Genomic DNA, 21,217 nt, shown 5'->3' with positions numbered 1-21,217 from the left:
CTCCGGGCGCCCCCGCTCGGCGGGCGCCCGCGCCTGTGCCCGCCCCTCAGCCGGCCGAACGCTGGCTGTCGATCTCGCAGATCAGCCGGGCCTCGGCTATCAGCGCGATGAGCAACTCGACATGCCGCGCGATCGAATATCCGGCGTCGCCAGACTTCCGGGTTTCCTCCATGCGCTCTTCCTGTTCGATCAGCCAGCTCAGCACGGTGCGGGCGTTGCCCGGCATATGTCCCTGCGTCAGCCGCACCAGATCGCGGTCGCGGCGGTAATCGGCCAGACCGAACCGCGCCGCCCGCACCAGCAGGCGGGGGCGACGCAGCGTGGCAAGCGTGGCGGGCAGCATGTTCATGGCAGGACCTCCTGGTAATGACACCGCGTATCCTTGCACAACCATAGCGGGTGTTGCGTCTCCGAAAGAGGCTGCGCACTCTATCCACAGAAATCTTTAGTGTCTGGAAACAATAATGAATGCGTAGTTAATCGGTTAACTGTAACGTAACTAAATCAACCTTTGATTGTAAAATGCGGCAGGCAAGCACCCATGCTCCGGCCGCATTTCCAGAGAGCCGAAGGAAGGAGTGCCGTGGCCATGCATCGCCAATTGCAATCCGCGCCGGCGTGGCTGCCCCGGGCGGCGCGGCTCTATCTGGCTCATATCGAAGGGGGCGTGTCGCTGCGCGCCCTGGCCCGGATCGAGGGCTGCCATCCCTCGACCGTCATGCGCCAGGTCCGTCGGGTGGAGACCCGGCGGGACGATCCCCTGATCGATGACGCGCTGAGCCGCCTTGGCGCTGAGCCCGTCCCGTCCGATGATCCCCAGAAGGAGACCCCCTACATGTCCTCGACAATGCGTTCGCGTCGTCCGGTTGCGGATGAGGCCACGATCAGTCGCGAAGCGCTGCGCATCCTGCGGCGCCTGAACGAGCCGGGTTCGTTCATGGCCGTTGCCCGTGACATGGAGAAGGCCGCTATCCTGCGCGAGAGTGGCGGAGGTCAGACCACGCGGACCGCGGTCGTCGACCGCTCGGTCGCCGAGGCCTTCGCATTGAAGGACTGGATCGTCTGCCGCAATCGCGGCCGGGTCACGATCTACGATATCAGCACGGCCGGGCGGGCGGCGCTGAAGCGGCTGCAGATGCGCGAGGCCGAGCGGCGCGACGGTCTGGCCGAGCCGGCCTCGCCCTTTGCCGAGCAGCACCGCGACTGGGAAGAGGGCAAGACGGCGCGGGCCGAGCGGATCCGCTTCAACCGGGCCGAGTCGCCGCTGTCGATACTGGCACGGCGCAAGGAAAAGGATGGCAAGCCCTTCCTCAGCCCCGATCTGGTCGCGGCGGGCGAGCGGTTGCGCGAGGATTTCGAGGTGGCCCAGCTCGGCCCCCGGGTGGCGCAGAACTGGGACCGGTTCCTGACCGGCGGCGATCGCGGCGCCTTCTTCAGCAATGACGGTCCGGCCGAGGGGCCGGGCGCGGCCCGGGAGAGGGTGAGCGCCGCGCTGCGCGAGCTGGGGCCCGGGCTTGGCGATGTGGCGCTGCGCTGCTGCTGTTTTCTCGAGGGGCTGGAGCAGGCCGAGAAGCGCATGGGCTGGTCGGCGCGCTCGGGCAAGATCGTGCTCAGGATCGCGCTGCAGCGGCTCAAGCGGCATTACGAGACCCTTGGCGACAAGGGCGGGATGATCGGATAGCCGGGGACGCGCTTTTTGGCCTTTGCTGGTGCCCGGAACCGCGTGATTGCCGGTTCCGGGCGTTCTCATGTGCGGGCCGATGGCAGCAGAGTCCCTGGCCGCGCAAGAGGTTCAGGGCATCAGGCGGCGGACATAGCCCGGAAGCGCGAAGGCGGCCTTGTGGACCTCGGGGGTATAATACTCGGTCGAAATCCCGGCCGCCGCCGCCCGGGCCTCGAGCTCGGCCAGCGACACCGCGCGGCCCGGACCGTCGGTGCCCCAGCCGAAGGCCATCGGGCCGCCGGCATAGGTCGGCACCGTCGCGAGGTAGCATCCCCAGTCGGCAAAGAGCGCCTTGAAGGCACGCATCGAATTGGTCAGCTCGGCGCCCTGGACGAAAGGCACTCCGTTCTGCGTCACCAGGATGCCCCCCTCGGTCAGCGCGCGCTTGGCATGGCCGTAGAAACTGTCGGTGAACAGCACCTCGCCCGGTCCGATCGGATCGGTGGAATCGACCACGATCACGTCGTATTTCTGCTGGGTATTGCGCATGAAGGCGGCGCCGTCATCGATCACGAGCTTCAGTCGCGGATCGTCGAAGGCGCCTTGGCTGATGCCGGGCAGGTAGGTCTTGCAGAACTCGACCACGCCGGCGTCGATCTCGACCATGGTGACCTCCTCGACTGCGGGATGGCGCAACACCTCGCGCGCCATCCCGCCATCGCCGCCGCCGACGATCAGAACCCGCCTGGCCGCACCATGTGCGAGGATCGGCACATGGGTCAGCATCTCGTGATAGATGAAATTGTCGGCCTCGGTCACCTGCACCACGCCGTCCAGCGTCATCACCCGACCGAAGCTCGGATTTTCGAAGACCCTCAGCCGCTGGTGTTCGGTCCGGCTGTCATAGAGCAGCTCGGTCTCTTCCAGCGCCTGGCCATAGCCATTGTGCAGGCGTTCGAGGGTCCAGCCCGGAATCAGGGTGTCTGTCATAGCGTCGCTCCTTGATTTCTGTCTGTTTGAAGGCCCGGCCCCGGGCTCAGGTCGGAAAGGCTTCGGCGAGCGCATGCGCGCCCGCCGGGGTCAGAGGCAGATGGCACGCCCGCTCGGGGCGGCACAGCACGCCCGCGCACCGCGCGCGCGGGCCGGGGCAGGCGCGGCAAATCCGGCGCCGCCCGCGACCGGTCCGGGGCAGGGCGAGGCCGGGCCTCGGGAAGAAGGCCGGCTTGCGGCCGGTCGGGACCGCATCCTGCTGCGGGGCGGTCAGCCCGCCGCGTGCCGCGAGGCTCTTGAGGAGCGCGACCGCGCGGGGGCCCGTGCCAAGGTCATGCCAGACCCGGATCCTGCGCGGCGTGGCATTGCGCGGCCCGGTGCGGCTGCGCAGATGCCCCCTGGCGCGGGCCAACCCGACACGCACCCCGCCTGCGACCATGCTCCCGGCAAGTGCGAAATGGCGGTGGCGGCCCTGCTTGCGCACCCTGATAGGCGCAGCCTCGGTCGGCTGGCGCGGAGCAGCAGAGATCCCGGACCCGAAAGCCGGTTCGCCCAAGCGCGCCATCGGGATCGAGGCACGCATCGGGGTGGCGGTCGGCGCGGTGCTGCGGGAAATATCGGGACCGTCCTTCATGGCGCAAGCCTTCCGGGCCCCGGCGACGGGGTCAAGCCGTAACCCTTCGGTCAGGGGCCGAAATGCCGGGTCCCCCGTCTCTGCGAGAGCGAAAGCCACCGGGGCCGTTCCGCAGACCGCCGCGAAGAGAAGAAGACCGATATGCGTCAATGCCGTATCGCAGGGGCATCGCCCCGCCCGCCGCCAGTCCGAAGGCTCTGCCGGGGCTGCGCGCATCGGTTCGGCAACCGCAGCAGCCGCACCGATCCTGGCTGGCTGCCACCGCAAGTCTTGCAGGATATTGTCATGTCAAGGGGTATGTCGCGCCGCGAGACGGCGCGACCATTCTGGCCTGGTTATGCCTGGCACCGGCCGGTCAGGCGGCGACGCGCGCGGCCACCACATCCTCGCCGCGGAGCAGCTCCTTGACGCGGATATCGCCGGCGTTGAAAGCCGTACGCAGCACGTCGACCGCCCGCCAGGGTTCGGCATCGCCGCACATGAAGACGTCGAAGGCGCCATAGCCGATCTCGGGCCAAGTGTGGACCGAGATATGGCTTTCTGCCAGCACCGCCACGCCGCTCACGCCCTGGGGGCTGAACTTGTGGGTGTGGATGTGCAGAAGCGTCGCGCCGCATTCGTCGACGCAGTCGCGGAACGCCTTCTGAATCCGGTCCTCGTCATCCAGCCCATCGCCATCGACGACCTCGATGATCAGATGGGTCCCGGCAAAGATCCGGCCTTCACGGCGTATGAAATGGTCGTCACGCGCAACGTCAAAGACATCGCGAGTGGCGTCGGCGGCCGGGTGGCCGCGGTGATCTTCCGCATGGGCGCCTGTCTCCAGACCGATCCCCAGTCGGAAGAGGTTGGCGTCAGTCATGGCGCGCCCCTTCTTACCAGCAGATTGAATCCAGTCGGTCCCTTAGCGCCCCCCCGGGAAGATCCGAAGTTGGGATCGGGTCCGATCGTTCGCGTCACCTATGGAAGGTTTGGGATTCGATCAATAGCAAATTCGGGAAAATGACGCGAAAGCGGCACCTGCGGAGCAGAAATCCGCCACGCCGCAGCCACAGCCTAGGCATGGCGTCCCGTTTTTCCCGCTGAGGGGGCGTTGGACAAATGATCCGGAGCGATTAAAGTGACCGATATCGGCAACCGGTCCGGGTGGGGCAGTTGCCGGGAATATTTTCCATGAGTTTCTTTTGGGGACGTCTTGATATGAAAACGGAATTCCTGCTTGGGGCCGCGCTGGCGGTCTCTCTTGGCGGGGCTGCGCCCGCGGCGACGCTGTCGGCATCGGAGATCCTCTCGCAATTCTCGATCGTGACGGCCGGCGATCTCGACACCAACCAGGACAATTACGGACGCGCCTATGTCGGCGGCGATCTGGTCGCCTCCTCGGGCAAGGCCGATTTCGCCAATCGCGACATGCCGGGGTCGGCCTATCCCGATGTGATCGTCGAAGGCGATGCGCGCGGGCCGGGCGCCATTCGCATCGGCTCCGGCGGAACCACCCTGGCTGTCCGGGGTGATGTCTCGGTCGATACCGTGCAGTTCGGTGTCGAGCGGACCGGCGAGGTGCTGGTCGGCGGGACGTTGTCGGAGGGCACGAGACAGAACATCAACAACAAGGAAACGCCGACCTTCGACGGAGTCCGGGTCGAAAGCGGGCTTCAGGGCGATGCCGGTTTCGAGGCGCTGTTCCCGACCGATATGGTTGCCACCCTGAACAAGGCCTCGGAGGATCTTTCGGCGCTTGCCGCAACCGGAACTGCCACCGTCAGCGGTGGCAACACGCTGAAGATCGACGCCACCAGCGGCGGGCTCAATGTCTACAATTTCGACATCTCCGATTTCGGCGGCGCCATCGGTCAGATCGATTTCAGCCTCGGCGCGAGCGATACGCTGATCCTGAATGTGTCGGGGTCTTCGATCCTGTTCGAGGACAACCTTCTGGGCCTGCAGGCCAGCGACGGGCAGCGCATCATCTGGAACTTCTACGAGGCGACCTCGGTCACTCTTGATCGGATGGTGTACGGCACGGTGCTGGCCGGCAATGCCGCGCTGACCAATTCGACCGCCATCGAGGGCAATGTCTTCGCGGCTTCGGCCGTGCTGCGCGGTCAGGTTCATCTGCAGCCCTTCGCGGGCGAGCTGCCTTCGACCGACCCGGCGCCGGTTCCGCTTCCGGCCACGCTGCCGATGCTGGCTGCGGGCCTCGGGCTGATCGGAGCGATGCGCCGCCGCCGGACCTGAGCCGCGCACGACGAGACGACAAGACGACAAATGGCGCGACGCCGGCCGGGAACGGCCGGCGTTCGGCATTCCGGGGCCTCCGGAGGCGTCTGTTCTTGGGGTAATATGATACCTATTTCACAAGTATCTGAAAAACAACAATTAAGTCGGGCTCAACGCTCTTGACCCGCTCGCGGAAATGCTTAGAAAGCGTCCATCCGAGTTCCGGAGCGGTCCGCCGTTTCCGGGCCGATCTTTCAGCCGATACAGGGCAGAGCCAATGAAAACCTTTACCGCTACCCCGGCGGATATCGAGAAGAAATGGATCGTGATCGACGCCGAGGGCGTCGTTCTCGGCCGTCTCGCCTCGATCATCGCCATGCGTCTGCGCGGCAAGCACAAGCCGTCCTTCACGCCTCACATGGACATGGGCGACAACGTGATCGTCATCAACGCCGACAAGGTGCAGATGACGGGCAAGAAGCGCAGCGACAAGAAATACTACTGGCATACCGGCCATCCGGGCGGCATCAAGCACCGCACTGCCGCGCAGATCCTCGAAGGCGCCCATCCCGAGCGCGTCGTGACGGCTGCGGTCAAGCGCATGCTGCCGGGCAATCGCCTGAGCCGCCAGCAGATGACCAATCTGCGCGTCTATGCCGGGGCCGAGCATCCCCACGAGGCCCAGAATCCCGAAGTGCTGGACGTCAAGTCCATGAACTCGAAGAACACCCGGAGCGCGTGATGGCCGAAGAAATCAAATCTCTCGATGAGCTGCAGTCGGTCGTGTCCGGCACGCCTGCCGCTTCGGCTGACGAGAATGCGCCGCGCGAGCCCGTTCGCGATTCGTTTGGCCGCGCCTACGCCACCGGCAAGCGGAAAGACGCGGTTGCCCGTGTCTGGATCAAGCCGGGTTCCGGCAAGGTCACCGTGAACGGCAAGGACATCAACGCCTATTTCGCGCGTCCCGTGCTGCAGATGATCCTGCGCCAGCCCTTCACCGTGGCCGGTGTCGAAGACCAGTTCGACGTGATGGCGACGGTTGCCGGCGGCGGTCTGTCGGGCCAGGCCGGTGCGGTCAAGCATGGCATCTCGAAGGCGCTGCAGCTTTACGATCCGAGCCTGCGCGGCGCGCTCAAGGCGGCCGGCTTCCTGACCCGCGACAGCCGGGTCGTGGAACGGAAGAAATACGGCCGCCGCAAGGCCCGCCGGAGCTTCCAGTTCTCGAAACGCTGATCCGCGTTTCCCCCGATTTCGAAGGGCCGTGCCGAAAGGTGCGGCCCTTTTTCCGTTTCGGGCCGGGCAGTGGTCGTGTCCCCGCGGGATCGCCGGGCCGCTCTCTCGCGCTGCAGATCGCCGGAACGAACGGACAAGGCGGGCTTCGGCCCCCGGTGCGAGGCGCTCGTGGCGGTGGGGTGCTGGAAAGGGCGCGCCTGCGCCACAATCCGGACCTTCTGTCCTGCAGGCGGCAGGCCTGCGCAGGTCTTCCCGGCCCCCGGCAGGTCTTCCGGCGCGCTATTTCGCAACCGGGGGAGCTTGTGGTCGGCGCGTCGCTGGACTGCGCCGGGCGGAAGTCAATCGCCTGGAACCTGACGCCCCTCGCCTGGCCGACGAGGGCGGCTCTCGTCTATTCAGGGGCGGTTCGGAAAACCGGCTCCATCTCGTCAAGCGTCTCGGGCGGAAGGTGGCAGAGGATGGAATGGCCGGCCGCGCGCTCGACCATGGGCGGCAGATTTCTTTTGCAAAGATCGTCCGGGACCCTGTGGGCCCAGCGGCAGCGGGTCTGGAACGGGCAACCGGGCGGCGGGTTCAGCGCCGAGGGCAGCTCTCCCTCCAGCAGGATCCGGGTCTTCTCTATGCGCGTATCGGCGACCGGCACGGCCGAGAGCAGCGCCTCGGTATAAGGATGATAGGGGGGCGCGAAGACCTGCGCGGCGAGGCCGATCTCGACCACATGGCCGAGATACATCACCATCACCCGGTCGGCGAGATAGCGCACGATCGAGAGATCATGCGAGATGAAGATCAGGGTGGTCCGCTGGCTGCGCTGGATTTCCATCAGCAGATCCGCCACCGCTGCCTGCACGCTGACATCGAGCGCCGAGACCGGCTCGTCGGCCACCACGATGCGGGCATTGCCGGCAAAGGCGCGGGCAATGCCCACGCGCTGCTTCTGTCCGCCCGAGAGCTGGCGCGGCAGCCGCTCGGCGAAGTCGCGCGGCAGTCCGACCAGCTCGAGCAGTTCGAACATCCGCGCGCGGCGGGCACGGCGGGTCTTGCCGATGCCGAAGACCTCGAGCGCGCGCAGGATCTGGTGGCCGACCCGCTGGGCGGGGTTGAGCGTGTCGAAGGGGTTCTGGAACACCATCTGCAGATCGGCGACGGTCCGGGCCCCGCGCTTCTGTACGGGGGTGTTCTGCAGGTCCCGACCGTGCAGCCGCACCTGGCCGCCGGTCGCGGTCTCAAGCCCGAGCAGCACCCTGGCGAGGGTGGACTTGCCGCACCCGGATTCGCCGACGATGGCAAGCGTCTCGGCGGTGCGGGCCTCGAAACTGAGCCTCTCGTTGGCACGGATGAGCGCAGGTCGGCGGCGCCCGAACAGGCCTCCGGACGAGATTTCGTAATATTTCCGCAAATCGGTGACGGTCAGAACCGGCGGCCCGATTTCGCCTTGGGGCGGGTTTGCGGGGGCGCTCGCGCGGCTTTGCCAGTCGATCTCCTCGAAACGGAGGCACCGCGCCTCATGGCCGCCCGGGAGGCCCGTGGCGTCGGGCACTGGCCGCATGGAGATTTCGGTCGCGTCGCAGAGCCCGGGGATGGCATGGGCGCAGCGGGGCGCGAAATTGCAGCCGCGGGGGCGGTCCTGCGGCATCAGGAAGCGGCCGGGGATGGTCTCGAGCCGCTCTGAGGTCTTGTCAGTGCCGGGCCGCGGGATCGCGCGGAACAGCGCCTGGGAATAGGGGTGACGCATCCGCTCGAAGACGGACCGCACCGGGCCGTGCTCGACGGCCTCACCCGAATACATGACGCAGATCCGGTCGCAGACCTCGCATATCAGGCCGAGATTGTGCGAGATGAAGAGAAGGGCGGTGCCGTATTTCCGGCCCAGGCCGCGTATCAGATCGATGATGGCGGCCTCGACGGTCACGTCGAGCGCGGTGGTCGGTTCGTCGAGGATCAGAAGGGCCGGGCGCGACATCAGCGCCATCGCGATCACGATCCGCTGTTGCTGGCCGCCCGAAAGCTGATGCGGATAGGCATTCAGGATGCGGGCGGGATCGGGCAGGCCGACATCGGCGACCATCGCCTCGGCCAAAGCCCTGGCCTCGGCGCGCGAGGCGCCGGCATGCACCATCGGCACCTCCATCAGCTGGCGGCCGATCCGCATCGCAGGATTGAGGCTCGCCATCGGCTCCTGGTAGACCATCGCGATTTCGTTGCCGCGGATGCGGCGAAGCTCATTGGCCGGAAGCTGGCCGAGGTCGCGTCCGCGAAAGCGGATCGTGCCGCCGGTGATGCGGCCACTCGGGCCGAGATCGCGCAGGATCCCGAGCGCGACCGTGGATTTGCCGCAGCCGGATTCGCCCACGAGCCCGACCGCCTCGCCAGCGCGGATCGAGAGCGAGAAAGCCTCGACCGCGGGAATGTCGCCCTTGCGCGAGGAAAAGCCGATGGACAACCGGTCGATGACAAGGAGCGGCTCGGTCATCTGCCGATCCGCCCGGTATGGGGCGCGAATTTTCGACGAAAATTCGTCATCGTGTCATTCCTTCAGGCTTTCCTCGCGGAGCCCGTCCGCAAGCAGGTTCAGGCCCAGAACCAGGCTCATGATCGCGATGGCGGGCACCAGGGGTGGAAATGGCACGAATTGCAGAAGACCCCGGCCGGCATTGATCGAGGTGCCCCAGTCGGGGCTCTCGGGGGGCAGGCCGAGACCGAAGAAGCCGAGCGTGCCGAGCAGGATGGTGGTGTAGCCGATCCGGAGGCAGAAATCGACAAGGAGCGGCCCGCGCGCATTGGGCAGGATCTCCCACAGCATGATGTACCACGCCCCCTCGCCACGGGTTTGCGCGGCGGCCACGTAATCGCGGGCGCGCAGATCGAGCGTCAGGCCGCGCATGATCCGGAACACCGACGGCGCATTGACGAAGACCACCGAGACGAAGACGATCAGCGCCCCCGGGGGCAAGGCGAGGATCCCCAGCGGATCGGCGCTCCAGGCGAGTCCGGCATAAAGCCAGCCGCCCAGCGCCAGCGTCGCCGCGATCAGCCCGGCGCAAAGGCGCGGCCGGGTCCGGAAGCGCGCATTCCACAGGATCGTCAGGAAGATCAGCGGGAACAGGAACAGCACCCCCGCCATGTAGCGGGGCACGCCCATCGCCACGATCTCGGGCGTCACCAGCAGGAAGAAGAGCAGGATCACCGGGAAGGCCAGTACCAGATTGGCAAGAAAGGTGAGGCCCGCATCCAGGCGTCCGCCGAGATAGCCGGCTGGTAGCCCGAGCGTGATCCCCACCATGAAGGCGAAGACGGTCGCGGCGGGCGCAATCGCCAGCACCACCCGCGCGCCGCTCACCGCGCGCGAGAAGACATCGCGCGCAAGCGCGTCGCCGCCGAGAAGATAATAGCCATAGGCCGTGCCGTCAGAACCGGGCAGGGGGGTGCCGGGGGGCTTGTTCTTCATGCCCGCGATCACGTCGGTGACCGGGTCGAAGGGCGCGATCTGACCGGCGAAAAGCGCGACGAAGACCCAGAACACCACCAGCCCGAGCCCGACGGCACCGGCGGGATTTGCCAGCAGGTGGCCGAGCAGCCCGAGCCGTCGCCGAAACAGGGCGATCAGCGCGAAGCTCGCCCCCAGCGACAGCCAGACCGGCCAGAGCCGGGTCGCGATCCGCCCCAGGATGCCCTTCGCCTCGGGCGACGCCAGGATCCCTCCGATCAGGAATGCCACGAGCACCGCCGCAACCGCCCGGAGCGACAGCCGCAAGAGCCCGCCCGTCACCCGCACCGCGATGCCCGGCCCGGTTCGCGCGGCCTCCGGCCCGGCGCCGCCGCCTCGGCCCGCGGCCAGCAGCGCCAGCGGATGGGCCAGCGCCGCCAGTGCCAGGGCAATCAGTGCGGCCCCGAGTACGGGAACCAGCCAGGGGCCGAGGCCACCGGTCCAGCTCAGCCGCTCCATCCCGTCCCTCTCATGCCACGCGGATCCGCGGGTTCAGGAGCGCATAGCCGATATCGGACAGAAGCTGGGTTGCCAGCACCACGATCACCGCCACCACCGAGATCGCCAGCAACAGGTCGATATCGTTGTTCTGCGCGCCCTGGACCAGCGCATCGCCGAAGCCCGGATAGACGAACAGCGCCTCGACGATCACCACCCCCGTCAGAAGCCAGGGAAATTGCAGCATGATCACCGTGAAGGGCGCGATCAGAGCGTTCCGCAGCGCGTGGCGCAGCACCACGGCGCGAAAGCTCAGCCCCTTCAGCCAGGCGGTGCGGATATATTGCGCCGTCATCACCTCGGCCATCGAGGCCCGCGTCATCCGGGCGATATAGCCCATGCCGTAAAGCGCCACCGTCACGACCGGCAGGGTGAAGTTCCGGAAGGTCACCCCGTCGACCGCCGACTTCGCTGAGCCCGTGAACCATTTCAGCCCGACCATGGACGAAGCGAAGAGTGCGACGAAAATCACCCCCGAGACATATTCCGGCGTCGAGGTCGTGGCGATCGAGACCGTCGACAGCCCGCGGTCGAGCGCCGAGCCCTCGCGCATGCCCGCCAGCACCCCGATGACCAGCGCAAGCGGAACCATTACCGCGAAGGCCCAGCCCATCAGCACCCCGGTCCGCTTCAGCCGCTCGGCGATCACCCCGGCCACCGGCTGCCGGAACTTGGTCGAATAGCCCCAGTCGCCCTGCAATACGCCGCAAAAGCGCGGGACGGCCGCAGGCGCGAGGCCGGGATGGCCGCGCAGACAGCGCCCGCCCAGGATCTGTCCCGCCGCATCGGTCGCGGTTGCCGCAGGCAGCACGCCCAGCCATTCGCCATAGCGCCTCAGCATCGGTTCGGCATAGCCGTTCTTCTCGAGCCAGCCCGCGACCTCGGCATCGGTGATCCGCGTGCCGGCCTGGGTCTTGGCGAGCTTCTCGAGATTGGGCGCGAGATTGGTCAGCAGAAAGACGAGGAAGCTCATGCAAAGCGCGCTCAGCGCCAGACCGCCCAGACGCCTCAGGATGAAACCGGCCAGTCCGGCCTGTGTGCCTTCCCCGGCCATCGCTCCGGATCAGGCCCAGCCCAGATGATGGATGTTGATCTCGTATTTCGGATGCATCCCGGCATTGAGCACGCCCTCGCGGGCATGGCGGTAGAGCGAGCGGAAATAGGGGATGATCGCGACGCCCTCCTCGACCATCATCCGTTCCAGCTTCGCCATCACCGCGCGCCGCGCGGTATCGTCGGCAATGGCGGTCGCCTCGTCCAGCAGCGCGTCGAATTCGGCATTGCGGAAGCCGGTCTCGTTCCAGGCCGCGGTCGAGCGATAGGCGAGGTTCAGCATCTGGATGCCGGTCTCGCGATGGCTCCAGTTGGTCGAGGAGAACGGATATTTGGTCCAGTCGTTCCAGAAGGTCGAGCCGGGCAGCACCGTCCGCCGCACCTTGAAGCCGGCATCGCGAAGCTGTGCGGCGACGGCATCGGTGGTGTTCTTGCGGTAATCGTCATCGATCGAGATCAGTTCGTGTTCGTAATCCGTCATCCCGGCCTCCTGCATCAGCCGGAGCGCCTCGGGGATGTCCTGCCGGTGGGCCTCGATCTCGGCATAGTCCGGATGCACCCCCGGCGTGACATGGAAGTTGTTGCGCGATTCCCGCCCGCGTCCCGAGATCCCCAGCTCGAGCGGCACCGCATTGTCGACCGCCAGTGCCAGCGCCCGGCGCACGCGCGGATCGGCATAGGGGCGGACGCCTCCGATCTCGGCCTCCTGATTGGTCCGGATCACCACGGTCGAGGAGGTGCCGACCGTGCTCTCGACCCAGCCCAGCGCGGTGAAGATGTCGATGAAATCCGACACCGTCTCGTAGGTCATGTCGAACTCGCCCGCATCGGCGCCCGCAAGCCAGGCGGCCGGGTCGGTGCCGTAGTCGAGAAACTCGACCCGGTCGAGCCAGGCGCCGTCGCCCCAGTAGCTGTGCCCGGGATTGCGGACCAGCACGATGCGCTCGCCGACCTTGAACTCCTCGAACATGTAGGCGCCGGTGCCGATGCCGTGATCGGCGACCGAGGTGCCGATCCAGTCGCGATGCATCACCGCGGCCGGGTAATCGGCCATGCCGAACATCAGCGTGCCGTCGGGGCGCAGCAGGTGCAGCCGGACGGTCAGCGCGTCGACGATCTCGATGGCACCCTCGGCGGCCTGGCCGTTCTCGACCATGGCCGCCATCCGCGAGGGCATGGAATTGCCCTCGACCGAGCTGTCGCACCAGCCCGCGAGGTTTGCTGCCACATCCTCGGCGGTGAAGGCCTCGCCCGTGTTCCAGGTCACGCCGGGGCGAAGCTTCAGCGTGTATTCGGTGGCGTCCTCATTGGCCTGCCAGCTTTCCAAGAGCATCGGGCGCAGCGTGCCGTCGGGGTTCAGCTCGGCCAGGTATTCGACGATGCCGCGTGTCTCGTTGGCCTTTTCCGACCAGTCATAGGTCCGCGGGTCGGAAAGCGCGCGGCAATCCATCTGGATCCGCAGCGTGCCGCCGCGACGGGGCGCGGGCTGGGCGCGGGCGGGCGCGGGCCGGCCGATCAGCCCGTAGGCTGCACCCGCGCTCAGGCCCAGCGCCGTCGCCCGGCCGAGAAACTCGCGCCGGTCCATCAGCCCCGCGCGATATTCGCGCGCATAAAGCTCTGCGGCCGGATGGGCCTGGTCGGGGCGGTCGGACGGCGTGGTCATGGCTCGGATCTCCCTGTCGAATGCGCCGGACCTGGCGCGAGGGGCCGGTCCGGCTTGGCCCGGCCGCGTGCGGGCCGCACGCTGAGGTTCTGATCGCGCGCGGGCCGCGCGCCGGGGCTCTGATCGCGCGCGGCCCGCGCGCGGGGATGGGGCGCCGCGATCGTCCGGACCTTCCCGGCGTCCGGCCATTTCACGGCATATGGCTCAGCAAAGACGACATCCCGCCGCGATGCAAGCCTCGGCTTCGGAGCCGGGAACAGCCGCGCGCGGGGAGGCGGCCGCGCCCTGGCGCGTCCAGCAGCCCCCTGTCGCGGGGGCGATGGGGCCGCTGCATCAGTGCCCCTTGCGGAACCGGCTTGGCGAGGCGCCCGCCCGGGCCTGGAAGGCGCGGGTGAAATAGGCGGGCGAGGCATAGCCGAGCGCCGAGGCGATCTCCTTGATCGGAGCCCGGGTATCGGCCAGAAGCCGCCTTGCCTCGCTGATCTTGCGTTCGGCCAGAAGTTCGGAGGCGCTGCGCCCGCAGGTGCGGTTGCAGACCCGCGTCAGATGGGTGGGCGTCACGCCGAGGGCGGCGGCATAGTCCGAAACGGACTTGGCCGAGCGGAATTCCTTCTCGACCAGCGCGGCGAAGCCCGAGGCCAGCCGGCGCGCCGGATCCGGGCGGCCGGTGGCGGCCTCGTCCAGGGCGATCTGGCGGTCGAGCCAGACCGAGACCAGCCCCGCCAGATGCCGGATCGCGCGCCGGGCCTCGGGCCGTCTGCCCTCGAGCTCGCGCTGCAGGCTCTCGACCAGAAACGTCAGTTCGGCCTGCACCGCGCCGTCGCGGATGCGCAGGTGATGCGGCCCGTCTGGCAGTTCGATAGCGGGCAGATCGGCGAAGACGATGCCGGTGCCGTAGACCTGGCTTGTCATCTCGAAGCCATGCATGGTGTGCGCCGGGATGAACACGGCGTTATGGGCACCATAGCCCCGGGTGACGCCGCCGACGGTGATCCGGCCCTGGCCCTTGGTGATCCAGAGCAGTTGCGGCGCGGAATAGCTCCGCATCGCCTCGACCCGCCACCGGCTGCCATTGGTCAGGCGCGAGAACGGAACCAGGCGAAGTTCGGAGAACAGCGACATAAAGGAAAATCCCGGGTGCAAGGGCGCGCAAGGCGTCTGGCGCGCCGATCTTGGTCCGATTCGGAGGGCCGGTAAAGCGTGCCCGGCCGGGAAGGGCGGTTCAGCCCGCAGGCCAGCGCGGCCAGCCTCCCAGCCGCGAGCGGAACCAACTGCGCTGTCGCTTGGCATATTGGCGCGAGGCGGTCTTGGCGGACGACACGGCCTCGGCAAGCGGGATTTCGCCATGCAGATATGCCACCAGATCGGGCGCGCCGATGGCCTTGGCCGACAGCAGCGCCGGATCCCAGCGGGGCAGGTTGGCGCGGACCTCCTCCAGCGCGCCTTCCGCGATCATCCGCTCGAAGCGCGCATCGATCCGGGCGTTCAGCCAGTCGCGGCCGGCCTCGATCACCAGGGGCTGCGCGGCCGCGAGGGGCAGGAGCGGGGGCGGGGTCTCGTCCTGCCAGGCGGCAAGCCCGCGGCCGGTTGCGCACTGGACCTCCCAGGCGCGCTGGACCCGGACCGGGTTCAGCCGGTCGATCCGCGCCAGCGTGGCGGGGTCGAGCGCGCCCAGCAGCGCCTCAGGCCCCTCCGCGGCCAGACGCCGGTCGGCCTCGGCCCGGATCTCGGGCGGGGTCGGCGGGATCTCGGCCAGACCCTCGGTCAGCGCGGTGAAGTAAAGCCCGGTGCCGCCGACCACGATCGGGCGTTCGGGGCCCCGCAACAGGGGCGCCAGATCGCGCAGCCAGTGACCGACCGAATAGTCCGCCGTGAAGGGGACATGGCCGTAAAGCGCATGCGGCACGCTGGCTTCTTCGTCGGGCGTGGGGCGGGCGGTCAGCACCTGCCAGCCCTCGAACACCTGCAGCGCATCGGCATTGACGATCACGCCGCCCTGCGCCCCGGCGATGGCCAGCGCCAGCGCCGACTTGCCGCTGGCGGTCGGCCCCGCGATCAGGACCGGCCGCGCCGGGTCGAGATCGGGCAGCCCTGCTGCCCCGGTTCCGGCCTGTTGGGCGTTGAACCCGCCCCGCTTTTCCGACATGGTGCCGCCCGACTGACATTCCTGAAAACAGAGGCAGACCATATGAGCGACGGCAGCGCCGATCAACCGAAGCCGGCCTATAACCGCGTGCTTCTGAAAATCTCCGGCGAAGCTCTGATGGGCGATCAGGGCTATGGTCTTCACCCGCCGACGGTCGAGCGCATCGCGCGCGAGGTCAAGGCGGTGCGCGATCTCGGCGTCGAGATCTGCATGGTGATCGGCGGCGGCAACATCTTCCGCGGGCTGCAGGGCTCGGCCCAGGGCATGGAGCGGACCACCGCCGATTACATGGGGATGCTGGCGACCGTGATGAACGCGCTGGCGATGCAGTCGGCGCTGGAGGAGATGGGCGTTTTCTGCCGGGTGGTCTCGGCGATCCGGATGGATGAGGTGGCTGAGCCCTATATCCGCCGCCGCGCCGTCCGCCATCTGGAAAAGAAGCGGGTGATCATCTTCGCCGCGGGCACCGGGAACCCCTATTTCACCACCGATACCGCCGCGACGCTGCGCGCCAACGAGATGGCCTGCGAGGCGATCTTCAAGGGCACCAAGGTCGACGGGGTCTATGACAAGGACCCGGTCAAGCATGACGATGCCGTGCGCTATGACGAGATCAGCTATGACGACTGTCTGGTGAAGAATCTCAAGGTGATGGATGCCTCGGCGATCGCTCTGGCGCGCGACAACGACCTGCCGATCATCGTCTTCAGCCTGGACGAGCCGGGCGGGTTCCGCGGCATCCTAGCCGGGCAAGGCACCTATACAATCGTGCACGGATAGCGGTATAGCAACCAAAACACGCGACACCACGAGGCAACGGGAAGAAAGACCATGGCGGAAGACGAGCTGGATATCGACCTTGACGACCTGACCCGCCGGATGGACGGCGCGATGGCGTCGCTCAAGCACGAGTTTTCCTCGCTCCGGACAGGGCGCGCCTCGGCCAGCATGCTTGACCCCGTCACGGTCGAGGCCTATGGCACGCCGACCCCGATCAACCAGGTGGGCACGGTCAACGTGCCCGAGCCGCGCATGGTCACCATCAATGTCTGGGACAAGTCGATGGTGAACAAGGTCGAGAAGGCGATCATGGAATCGGGGCTCGGGATCAATCCGCAGACCAACGGCACCATCATCATGCTGCCGATCCCCGAGCTGAACGAAGAGCGCCGCCGCGAGCTGACCAAGGTCGCGGCCCAATATGCCGAACAGGCCCGCGTGGCCGTGCGCAACGTGCGCCGCGACGGCATGGAGCAGCTCAAGAAGGCCAAGGCGGCCGGCATGGGCGAGGATGACAACAAGATCTGGCATGACGAGATCCAGTCCCTGACCGACAGGTATATCGCCCAGGTCGACAAGGCGCTCGAGACCAAGCAGCAGGAGATCATGCAGGTCTGACTGCAATCGGTCCCGCAGGGGCGGAAAGGGGGCGGCGTGGCCGCGAAGGACAGCAACCAGAGCGGGCCCGCCCATGTCGCCGTCATCATGGACGGCAATGGCCGCTGGGCCCAGATGCGCGGCCGGCCGCGTCTCTTCGGCCATCAGGCCGGGGCGCGCCGGGTGCGCGAGATCGTCGAGGCCTGCCCCGATCTCGGCATCCGCTACCTGACGATCTTCGCCTTCTCGACCGAGAACTGGCGCCGGACCCAGGTCGAGGTCACGGGCCTGATGACGCTGTTCCGCCGCTACATCCAGAAGGAGGCGACGGCGCTTCTGGAAAAGGGCGTGCGGGTGCGCTTCATCGGCGACCGCGACCGGCTCGATCCCAAGCTGGTCGGCATGATGCATGCGCTGGAAGAGCTCACCGCCGGCAACGATCTGGTGAACCTGACGGTCGCGATCAATTATGGCGGCCGCGACGAGGTTGCGCGTGCCACCAAGCGGCTCGCCCGCGAGGTGGCGGCCGGGCGGCTCGATCCCGAGGATGTCGATGCCGAGACGCTGGCGCATTTCCTCGACACCTGCCTCCTGCCCGACCCCGATCTGGTGATCCGGACCTCTGGCGAGGCGCGGATCTCGAACTTTCTGCTGTGGCAGTCGGCCTATGCGGAATATGAATTCACGCCCGTGCTCTGGCCCGATTTCACGGCGGCGCATTTCGCCGAGATCGTCGGCAATTACGGCACGCGCGAGCGGCGCTATGGAGCGGTATTGAGCTGATGGCTTCGGGTGGGTCCTGGGAAGATCTGCTGCCCCGTCTCGGGTCGGCAGTGGTGATGGCGACCATTGGTATCCTGGCGGTCTGGCTGGGCGGGGTCTGGTTCACCGGGCTGGCGGCGCTGGTCTCGGGCACGATGGTCTGGGAACTGACGCGGATGATGGTGCCCGGCGCGGCCGGACGGCTGCCGATCCAGATGGCGCTGGTCTCGGGTGCCACGGTGATGGTCGCCTGGCTTCTGCCCCCCTATGCGGCCTTCCCGCTTCTGGCCATTCCCTGCGTGATCGGCGCCTGGCAACTGCCACGCGACCGCGGCATCTATCTGGCCTTCGCGATGGCGATGCTGGTCACGGGCTACGGGCTTGCGAGCTTCCGCGCCGATCACGGCATCGTATGGCTGGTCTGGCTGATCCTCGTGGTGATCGCGACCGATGTTGCGGGATATTTCGCGGGCCGTTTCATCGGCGGGCCGAAATTCTGGCCGAAGGTCAGCCCCAAGAAGACCTGGTCGGGGATTCTGGGCGGCTGGTTCGCGGCGATGCTGATCGGTCTGATCTTCCTCAGCTTCACCACGGCGGGTCCCGATCTGCCCTGGATCTCGATGGCATTGTCCTTCGCCAGCCAGATGGGCGATGCCGCCGAAAGCGCGCTAAAACGCCGCGTCGGCGTGAAAGACAGCTCCTCGCTCTTGCCCGGCCATGGCGGATTGTTCGACAGGTTCGACGGTCTGCTGGGCGCCTCCCTGTTCATGCTTCTGGTGGCTCAGCTTGTCTATGTCCCTGAAGTGAGGTTCTGAACGGCATGCAAAGACGGCGGATCACCGTATTCGGTGCGACCGGCTCGATCGGCGAGAACACCATCGACCTTCTGACACGGCAGGGCGGGGCCGGGGCCTATGATATCGTCGCGCTGACCGGCGGTCGGAACGTGAAACGCCTGGCCGAGCAGGCCATTGCGCTGAAGGCCGATCTGGCCGTGACCGCCTTCGTCGACTGTCTGGACGATCTGAGGGCCGCCCTGGCCGGCTCGGGGGTCGAGGCGGCGGCAGGTCCAGCCGCGCTGATCGAGGCGGCTGCCCGCCCCGCCGACTGGTTCATGTCGGCCATCGTGGGCTTTGCCGGGCTGGCACCGGGGCTGCGCGCCCTCGAACATGGCACGACGCTGGCGCTGGCCAACAAGGAAAGCCTGGTCGCGGCCGGGCCCTTGCTGCTTGGGACTGCCAAGGCCCATGGGGCACGGGTGCTGCCGGTCGACAGCGAGCATTCGGCGGTGTTCCAGGCGCTGCTGGGCGAGGATGTGGACGCGGTCGAGCGGGTGATCATCACAGCCTCGGGTGGCGCCTTCCGGGACTGGCCGATCGAGGATCTGGCCAGGGCCACGCCCGAACAGGCCTCGTCGCATCCGAACTGGTCGATGGGACGACGCATCACCATCGATTCCGCCTCCATGTTCAACAAGGGCATGGAGCTGATTGAAACCAAGGAATATTTCGGGATCGCACCTTCGAAGATCGAGGCTCTGGTCCACCCGGAATCCCTGATCCACGCCATGGTGGGCTATCGCGACGGCGCGATCATGGCCCATGTCGGACCGCATGACATGCGCCATGCCATCGGCTATGCGCTGAACTGGCCCGAGCGCCGGGCGCTCCCGGTCGAGCGGCTCGATCTGGCCAGGATCGGCCAGCTCAGCTTCCGTCCGGCCTGCGAGACGCGCTGGCCCGCGCTCAGGATTGCGCGCGAGGTGATGGAGGCCGGTGGCATGACCGGGGCGGTGTTCAATGCGGCCAAGGAAGCCGCGCTCGACGCCTTCCTCGCGCGCGAGATCGGGTTCACCCAGATGTCGGACGTGGTGGCCGCGGTCCTGGACCGGCTTTCCGCCGATACCGCTCTGATGAATTCGGAGCTCGACCTTGAGAACGTGCTGCGGGTGGACCATCTGGCACGGGAAGAGGCCGCGCGGACCGTCCGGTCGATGCCGAACTGAACCAGAACAAGGCTGGAAGTCATTGGATATCGCTTCGCTGTTTCCCTCTTTCGGGAATGCCGCCTTCACCATCGTCGCCTTCATCGTGGCGCTGTCGGTGATCGTCACCGTACATGAGTACGGCCATTACATCGTCGGCCGCTGGACCGGGATCCGGGCCGAGGTGTTCTCGCTCGGGTTCGGGCCGGTTCTGGCCTCGCGGGTCGACCGGCACGGCACCCGCTGGCAGATCGCGGCATTGCCGCTGGGCGGCTATGTGCGCTTCTGGGGCGATTCCGACGGGGCCAGCGGCAAGGATGCCGAGGCCCTCGACGCGATGGATCCGGAGAAGCGGCGCCATACCATGCATGGCGCGCCCCTCTGGGCGCGGGTGCTGACGGTGGCGGCGGGACCGGTCTTCAACTTCGTGCTGTCGATCGCGGTCTTCGCGATGCTGGCCGTTGTCGGCGGGGTCGCGATCGAACCGCCGACGGTGGGCAAGCTGACCCCCTTGCCCGCCGAGCAATCCGCGCTGCGCGAAGGCGACACGATCCTGGCGCTCGACGGCCGCGCGACGCCCGATTTCAATGCCTTCTACGACGCCGTGGCACAGCTGCCGATGGACAGCGAAACCGCCTATCTTCTGCGCCGCGACGGGGTCGAGCAGGAGGTCGCGGGGCCCTATCCCTTCCCGCCGGTAGTCTCGGCGATCCAGCCGAAATCGGCCGCGAAGGAGGTAGGGCTGAAGGTGGGCGACGTCGTGACCGCCATCGATGGCCAGCCGATCCGCGCCTTCAGCCAGTTGCAGGACGTGGTGACCGCCTCGGAGGGCGCGCCGATCGATCTGACCGTCTGGCGCGATGGCGAGACGCTGAGCCTTTCGCTGACGCCAAAGCGGATGGACATGCCCAATGCCGAGGGCGGATTCGAGACGCGCTGGCTGATCGGGATGACCGGCGGGCTGGCCTTCGAGCCCGCGACCCGGATGGCGGGCCCGCTCGAGGCGCTGTCCTATGGCGCCGAGCAGCTTGGCTTCATCGTCCAGTCGAGCCTGTCGGGCCTTTACCACATGATCGCGGGCAAGATCAGCTCGTGCAACCTGTCGGGGCCGCTCGGCATCGCCGAATCCTCGGGAGCGGCGGCCAGTCAGGGCCTGGAGAGCTTCGTCTGGTTCATCGCCATGCTCTCCACCGCGGTCGGGCTTCTGAACCTGTTTCCGATCCCGGTCCTCGATGGCGGGCATCTGGTCTTCTACGCCTATGAGGCCGTGGTCGGCCGCCCGCCCAGCGACAAGGCGCTGAGGGTTCTGATGGCCGCGGGTCTCGCGCTGCTGATCGGGCTGATGGTCTTCGCGCTTACGAACGACATCTTCTGCCCCTGACAGCGCCCCGCCAGACAATGCGGGGGGCTGATCGGCCTCTCTCTCTCTCTCTCTCTCTCTGTGGCGTGAATAAGGCCTGCGGCGCAGGCGCAGGCGATCCGGATGAAACAGGCCCCGCGCCCATGG

General features: G+C 67.3%; 20 protein-coding genes. 10 read left to right on the top strand and 10 right to left on the bottom strand.

Translation table 11 applies throughout. From position 1 onward, the window contains the following. Window positions 1-46 precede the first annotated feature (46 nt). Window positions 47-349, bottom strand: coding sequence for a DUF6477 family protein (locus B5V46_RS09700; protein WP_080616417.1), 303 nt, complete (start codon window positions 347-349; stop codon window positions 47-49). A 240-nt stretch (window positions 350-589) separates the two neighbouring features. Here B5V46_RS09700 and B5V46_RS09695 point away from each other — a divergent pair, with 240 nt between their 5' ends. Further along, a complete protein-coding gene (locus B5V46_RS09695; RefSeq protein WP_080616416.1) occupies window positions 590-1,681 on the top strand; it encodes a DUF6456 domain-containing protein in 1,092 nt (363 codons plus the stop codon). Between the two features lie 111 nt (window positions 1,682-1,792). On the opposite strand, the gene speE is transcribed toward B5V46_RS09695, so the two are convergent. The 3 genes from speE to speD form a co-directional block, all read right to left on the bottom strand. Beyond that, complete coding sequence (speE, locus tag B5V46_RS09690) at window positions 1,793-2,653, bottom strand: polyamine aminopropyltransferase (protein ID WP_080616415.1); 861 nt, start codon at window positions 2,651-2,653, stop codon at window positions 1,793-1,795. 46 nt (window positions 2,654-2,699) lie between these two features. After that, entirely contained in the window at window positions 2,700-3,287 is a 588-nt protein-coding gene (locus tag B5V46_RS09685; protein ID WP_080616414.1) for a hypothetical protein, read from the bottom strand. Between the two features lie 355 nt (window positions 3,288-3,642). After that, on the bottom strand, window positions 3,643-4,149 hold the full coding sequence (gene speD / locus B5V46_RS09680) for an adenosylmethionine decarboxylase (protein ID WP_080616413.1): 507 nt from the start codon (window positions 4,147-4,149) through the stop codon (window positions 3,643-3,645). A gap of 338 nt (window positions 4,150-4,487) precedes the next feature. On the opposite strand from speD, the gene B5V46_RS09675 reads away from it, so the two are divergent. The 3 genes from B5V46_RS09675 to rpsI all read left to right on the top strand — a co-directional run bounded on the left by B5V46_RS09675 (window position 4,488) and on the right by rpsI (window position 6,740). Continuing rightward, window positions 4,488-5,525 (top strand): collagen-binding domain-containing protein, encoded by a 1,038-nt coding sequence (locus B5V46_RS09675; protein WP_196774228.1) that lies wholly within the window; start codon window positions 4,488-4,490, stop codon window positions 5,523-5,525. Between the two features lie 259 nt (window positions 5,526-5,784). Beyond that, complete coding sequence (rplM, locus tag B5V46_RS09670) at window positions 5,785-6,249, top strand: 50S ribosomal protein L13 (protein WP_042461976.1); 465 nt, start codon at window positions 5,785-5,787, stop codon at window positions 6,247-6,249. Further along, complete coding sequence (rpsI, locus tag B5V46_RS09665; RefSeq protein WP_080616411.1) at window positions 6,249-6,740, top strand: 30S ribosomal protein S9; 492 nt, start codon at window positions 6,249-6,251, stop codon at window positions 6,738-6,740. The genes rplM and rpsI overlap by 1 nt, the downstream gene beginning before the upstream one ends. A gap of 391 nt (window positions 6,741-7,131) precedes the next feature. Here the strand turns inward: rpsI and B5V46_RS09660 are convergent, their stop codons facing one another. The 6 genes from B5V46_RS09660 to miaA form a co-directional block, all read right to left on the bottom strand. Next, window positions 7,132-9,213 (bottom strand): dipeptide ABC transporter ATP-binding protein, encoded by a 2,082-nt coding sequence (locus B5V46_RS09660; RefSeq protein WP_080616410.1) that lies wholly within the window; start codon window positions 9,211-9,213, stop codon window positions 7,132-7,134. A gap of 54 nt (window positions 9,214-9,267) precedes the next feature. Beyond that, a complete protein-coding gene (locus B5V46_RS09655) occupies window positions 9,268-10,686 on the bottom strand; it encodes an ABC transporter permease (RefSeq protein WP_080616409.1) in 1,419 nt (472 codons plus the stop codon). A 10-nt stretch (window positions 10,687-10,696) separates the two neighbouring features. Beyond that, entirely contained in the window at window positions 10,697-11,752 is a 1,056-nt protein-coding gene (locus B5V46_RS09650) for an ABC transporter permease (protein ID WP_080618007.1), read from the bottom strand. 36 nt (window positions 11,753-11,788) lie between these two features. Beyond that, on the bottom strand, window positions 11,789-13,441 hold the full coding sequence (locus tag B5V46_RS09645) for an ABC transporter substrate-binding protein (RefSeq protein WP_080616408.1): 1,653 nt from the start codon (window positions 13,439-13,441) through the stop codon (window positions 11,789-11,791). Window positions 13,442-13,774: 333 nt separating this feature from the next. Further along, the gene (locus tag B5V46_RS09640) at window positions 13,775-14,563 is read right to left on the bottom strand and encodes an AraC family transcriptional regulator (RefSeq protein ID WP_080616407.1); all 789 of its coding nucleotides are present in this window, start codon (window positions 14,561-14,563) and stop codon (window positions 13,775-13,777) included. Window positions 14,564-14,663: 100 nt separating this feature from the next. After that, window positions 14,664-15,587, bottom strand: coding sequence for a tRNA (adenosine(37)-N6)-dimethylallyltransferase MiaA (miaA, locus tag B5V46_RS09635; RefSeq protein WP_080616406.1), 924 nt, complete (start codon window positions 15,585-15,587; stop codon window positions 14,664-14,666). Between the two features lie 42 nt (window positions 15,588-15,629). Here miaA and pyrH point away from each other — a divergent pair, with 42 nt between their 5' ends. Genes pyrH through rseP form a run of 6 tightly spaced genes read left to right on the top strand, consistent with a single transcriptional unit; the run spans window position 15,630 to window position 21,091 of the window. Next, window positions 15,630-16,367 (top strand): UMP kinase, encoded by a 738-nt coding sequence (gene pyrH, locus B5V46_RS09630; RefSeq protein ID WP_042461993.1) that lies wholly within the window; start codon window positions 15,630-15,632, stop codon window positions 16,365-16,367. A gap of 51 nt (window positions 16,368-16,418) precedes the next feature. After that, entirely contained in the window at window positions 16,419-16,985 is a 567-nt protein-coding gene (frr, locus tag B5V46_RS09625; RefSeq protein ID WP_080616405.1) for a ribosome recycling factor, read from the top strand. Window positions 16,986-17,021: 36 nt separating this feature from the next. Next, on the top strand, window positions 17,022-17,747 hold the full coding sequence (gene uppS / locus B5V46_RS09620; RefSeq protein ID WP_369822774.1) for a polyprenyl diphosphate synthase: 726 nt from the start codon (window positions 17,022-17,024) through the stop codon (window positions 17,745-17,747). Next, on the top strand, window positions 17,747-18,541 hold the full coding sequence (locus B5V46_RS09615; protein WP_080616404.1) for a phosphatidate cytidylyltransferase: 795 nt from the start codon (window positions 17,747-17,749) through the stop codon (window positions 18,539-18,541). Before uppS ends, B5V46_RS09615 begins: the two co-directional genes overlap by 1 nt. 5 nt (window positions 18,542-18,546) lie before the next feature. Beyond that, window positions 18,547-19,731, top strand: a complete 1,185-nt coding sequence (dxr, locus tag B5V46_RS09610) for a 1-deoxy-D-xylulose-5-phosphate reductoisomerase (protein ID WP_080616403.1) — start codon at window positions 18,547-18,549, stop codon at window positions 19,729-19,731. 22 nt (window positions 19,732-19,753) lie between these two features. Continuing rightward, window positions 19,754-21,091, top strand: coding sequence for an RIP metalloprotease RseP (rseP, locus tag B5V46_RS09605; protein ID WP_080616402.1), 1,338 nt, complete (start codon window positions 19,754-19,756; stop codon window positions 21,089-21,091). The last annotated feature ends 126 nt before the right edge of the window (window positions 21,092-21,217 follow it).

This window comes from Rhodovulum sp. MB263 (assembly GCF_002073975.1).
GTDB lineage: Bacteria > Pseudomonadota > Alphaproteobacteria > Rhodobacterales > Rhodobacteraceae > Rhodovulum.
This window is presented reverse-complemented; position numbering and strand designations above follow the sequence as displayed.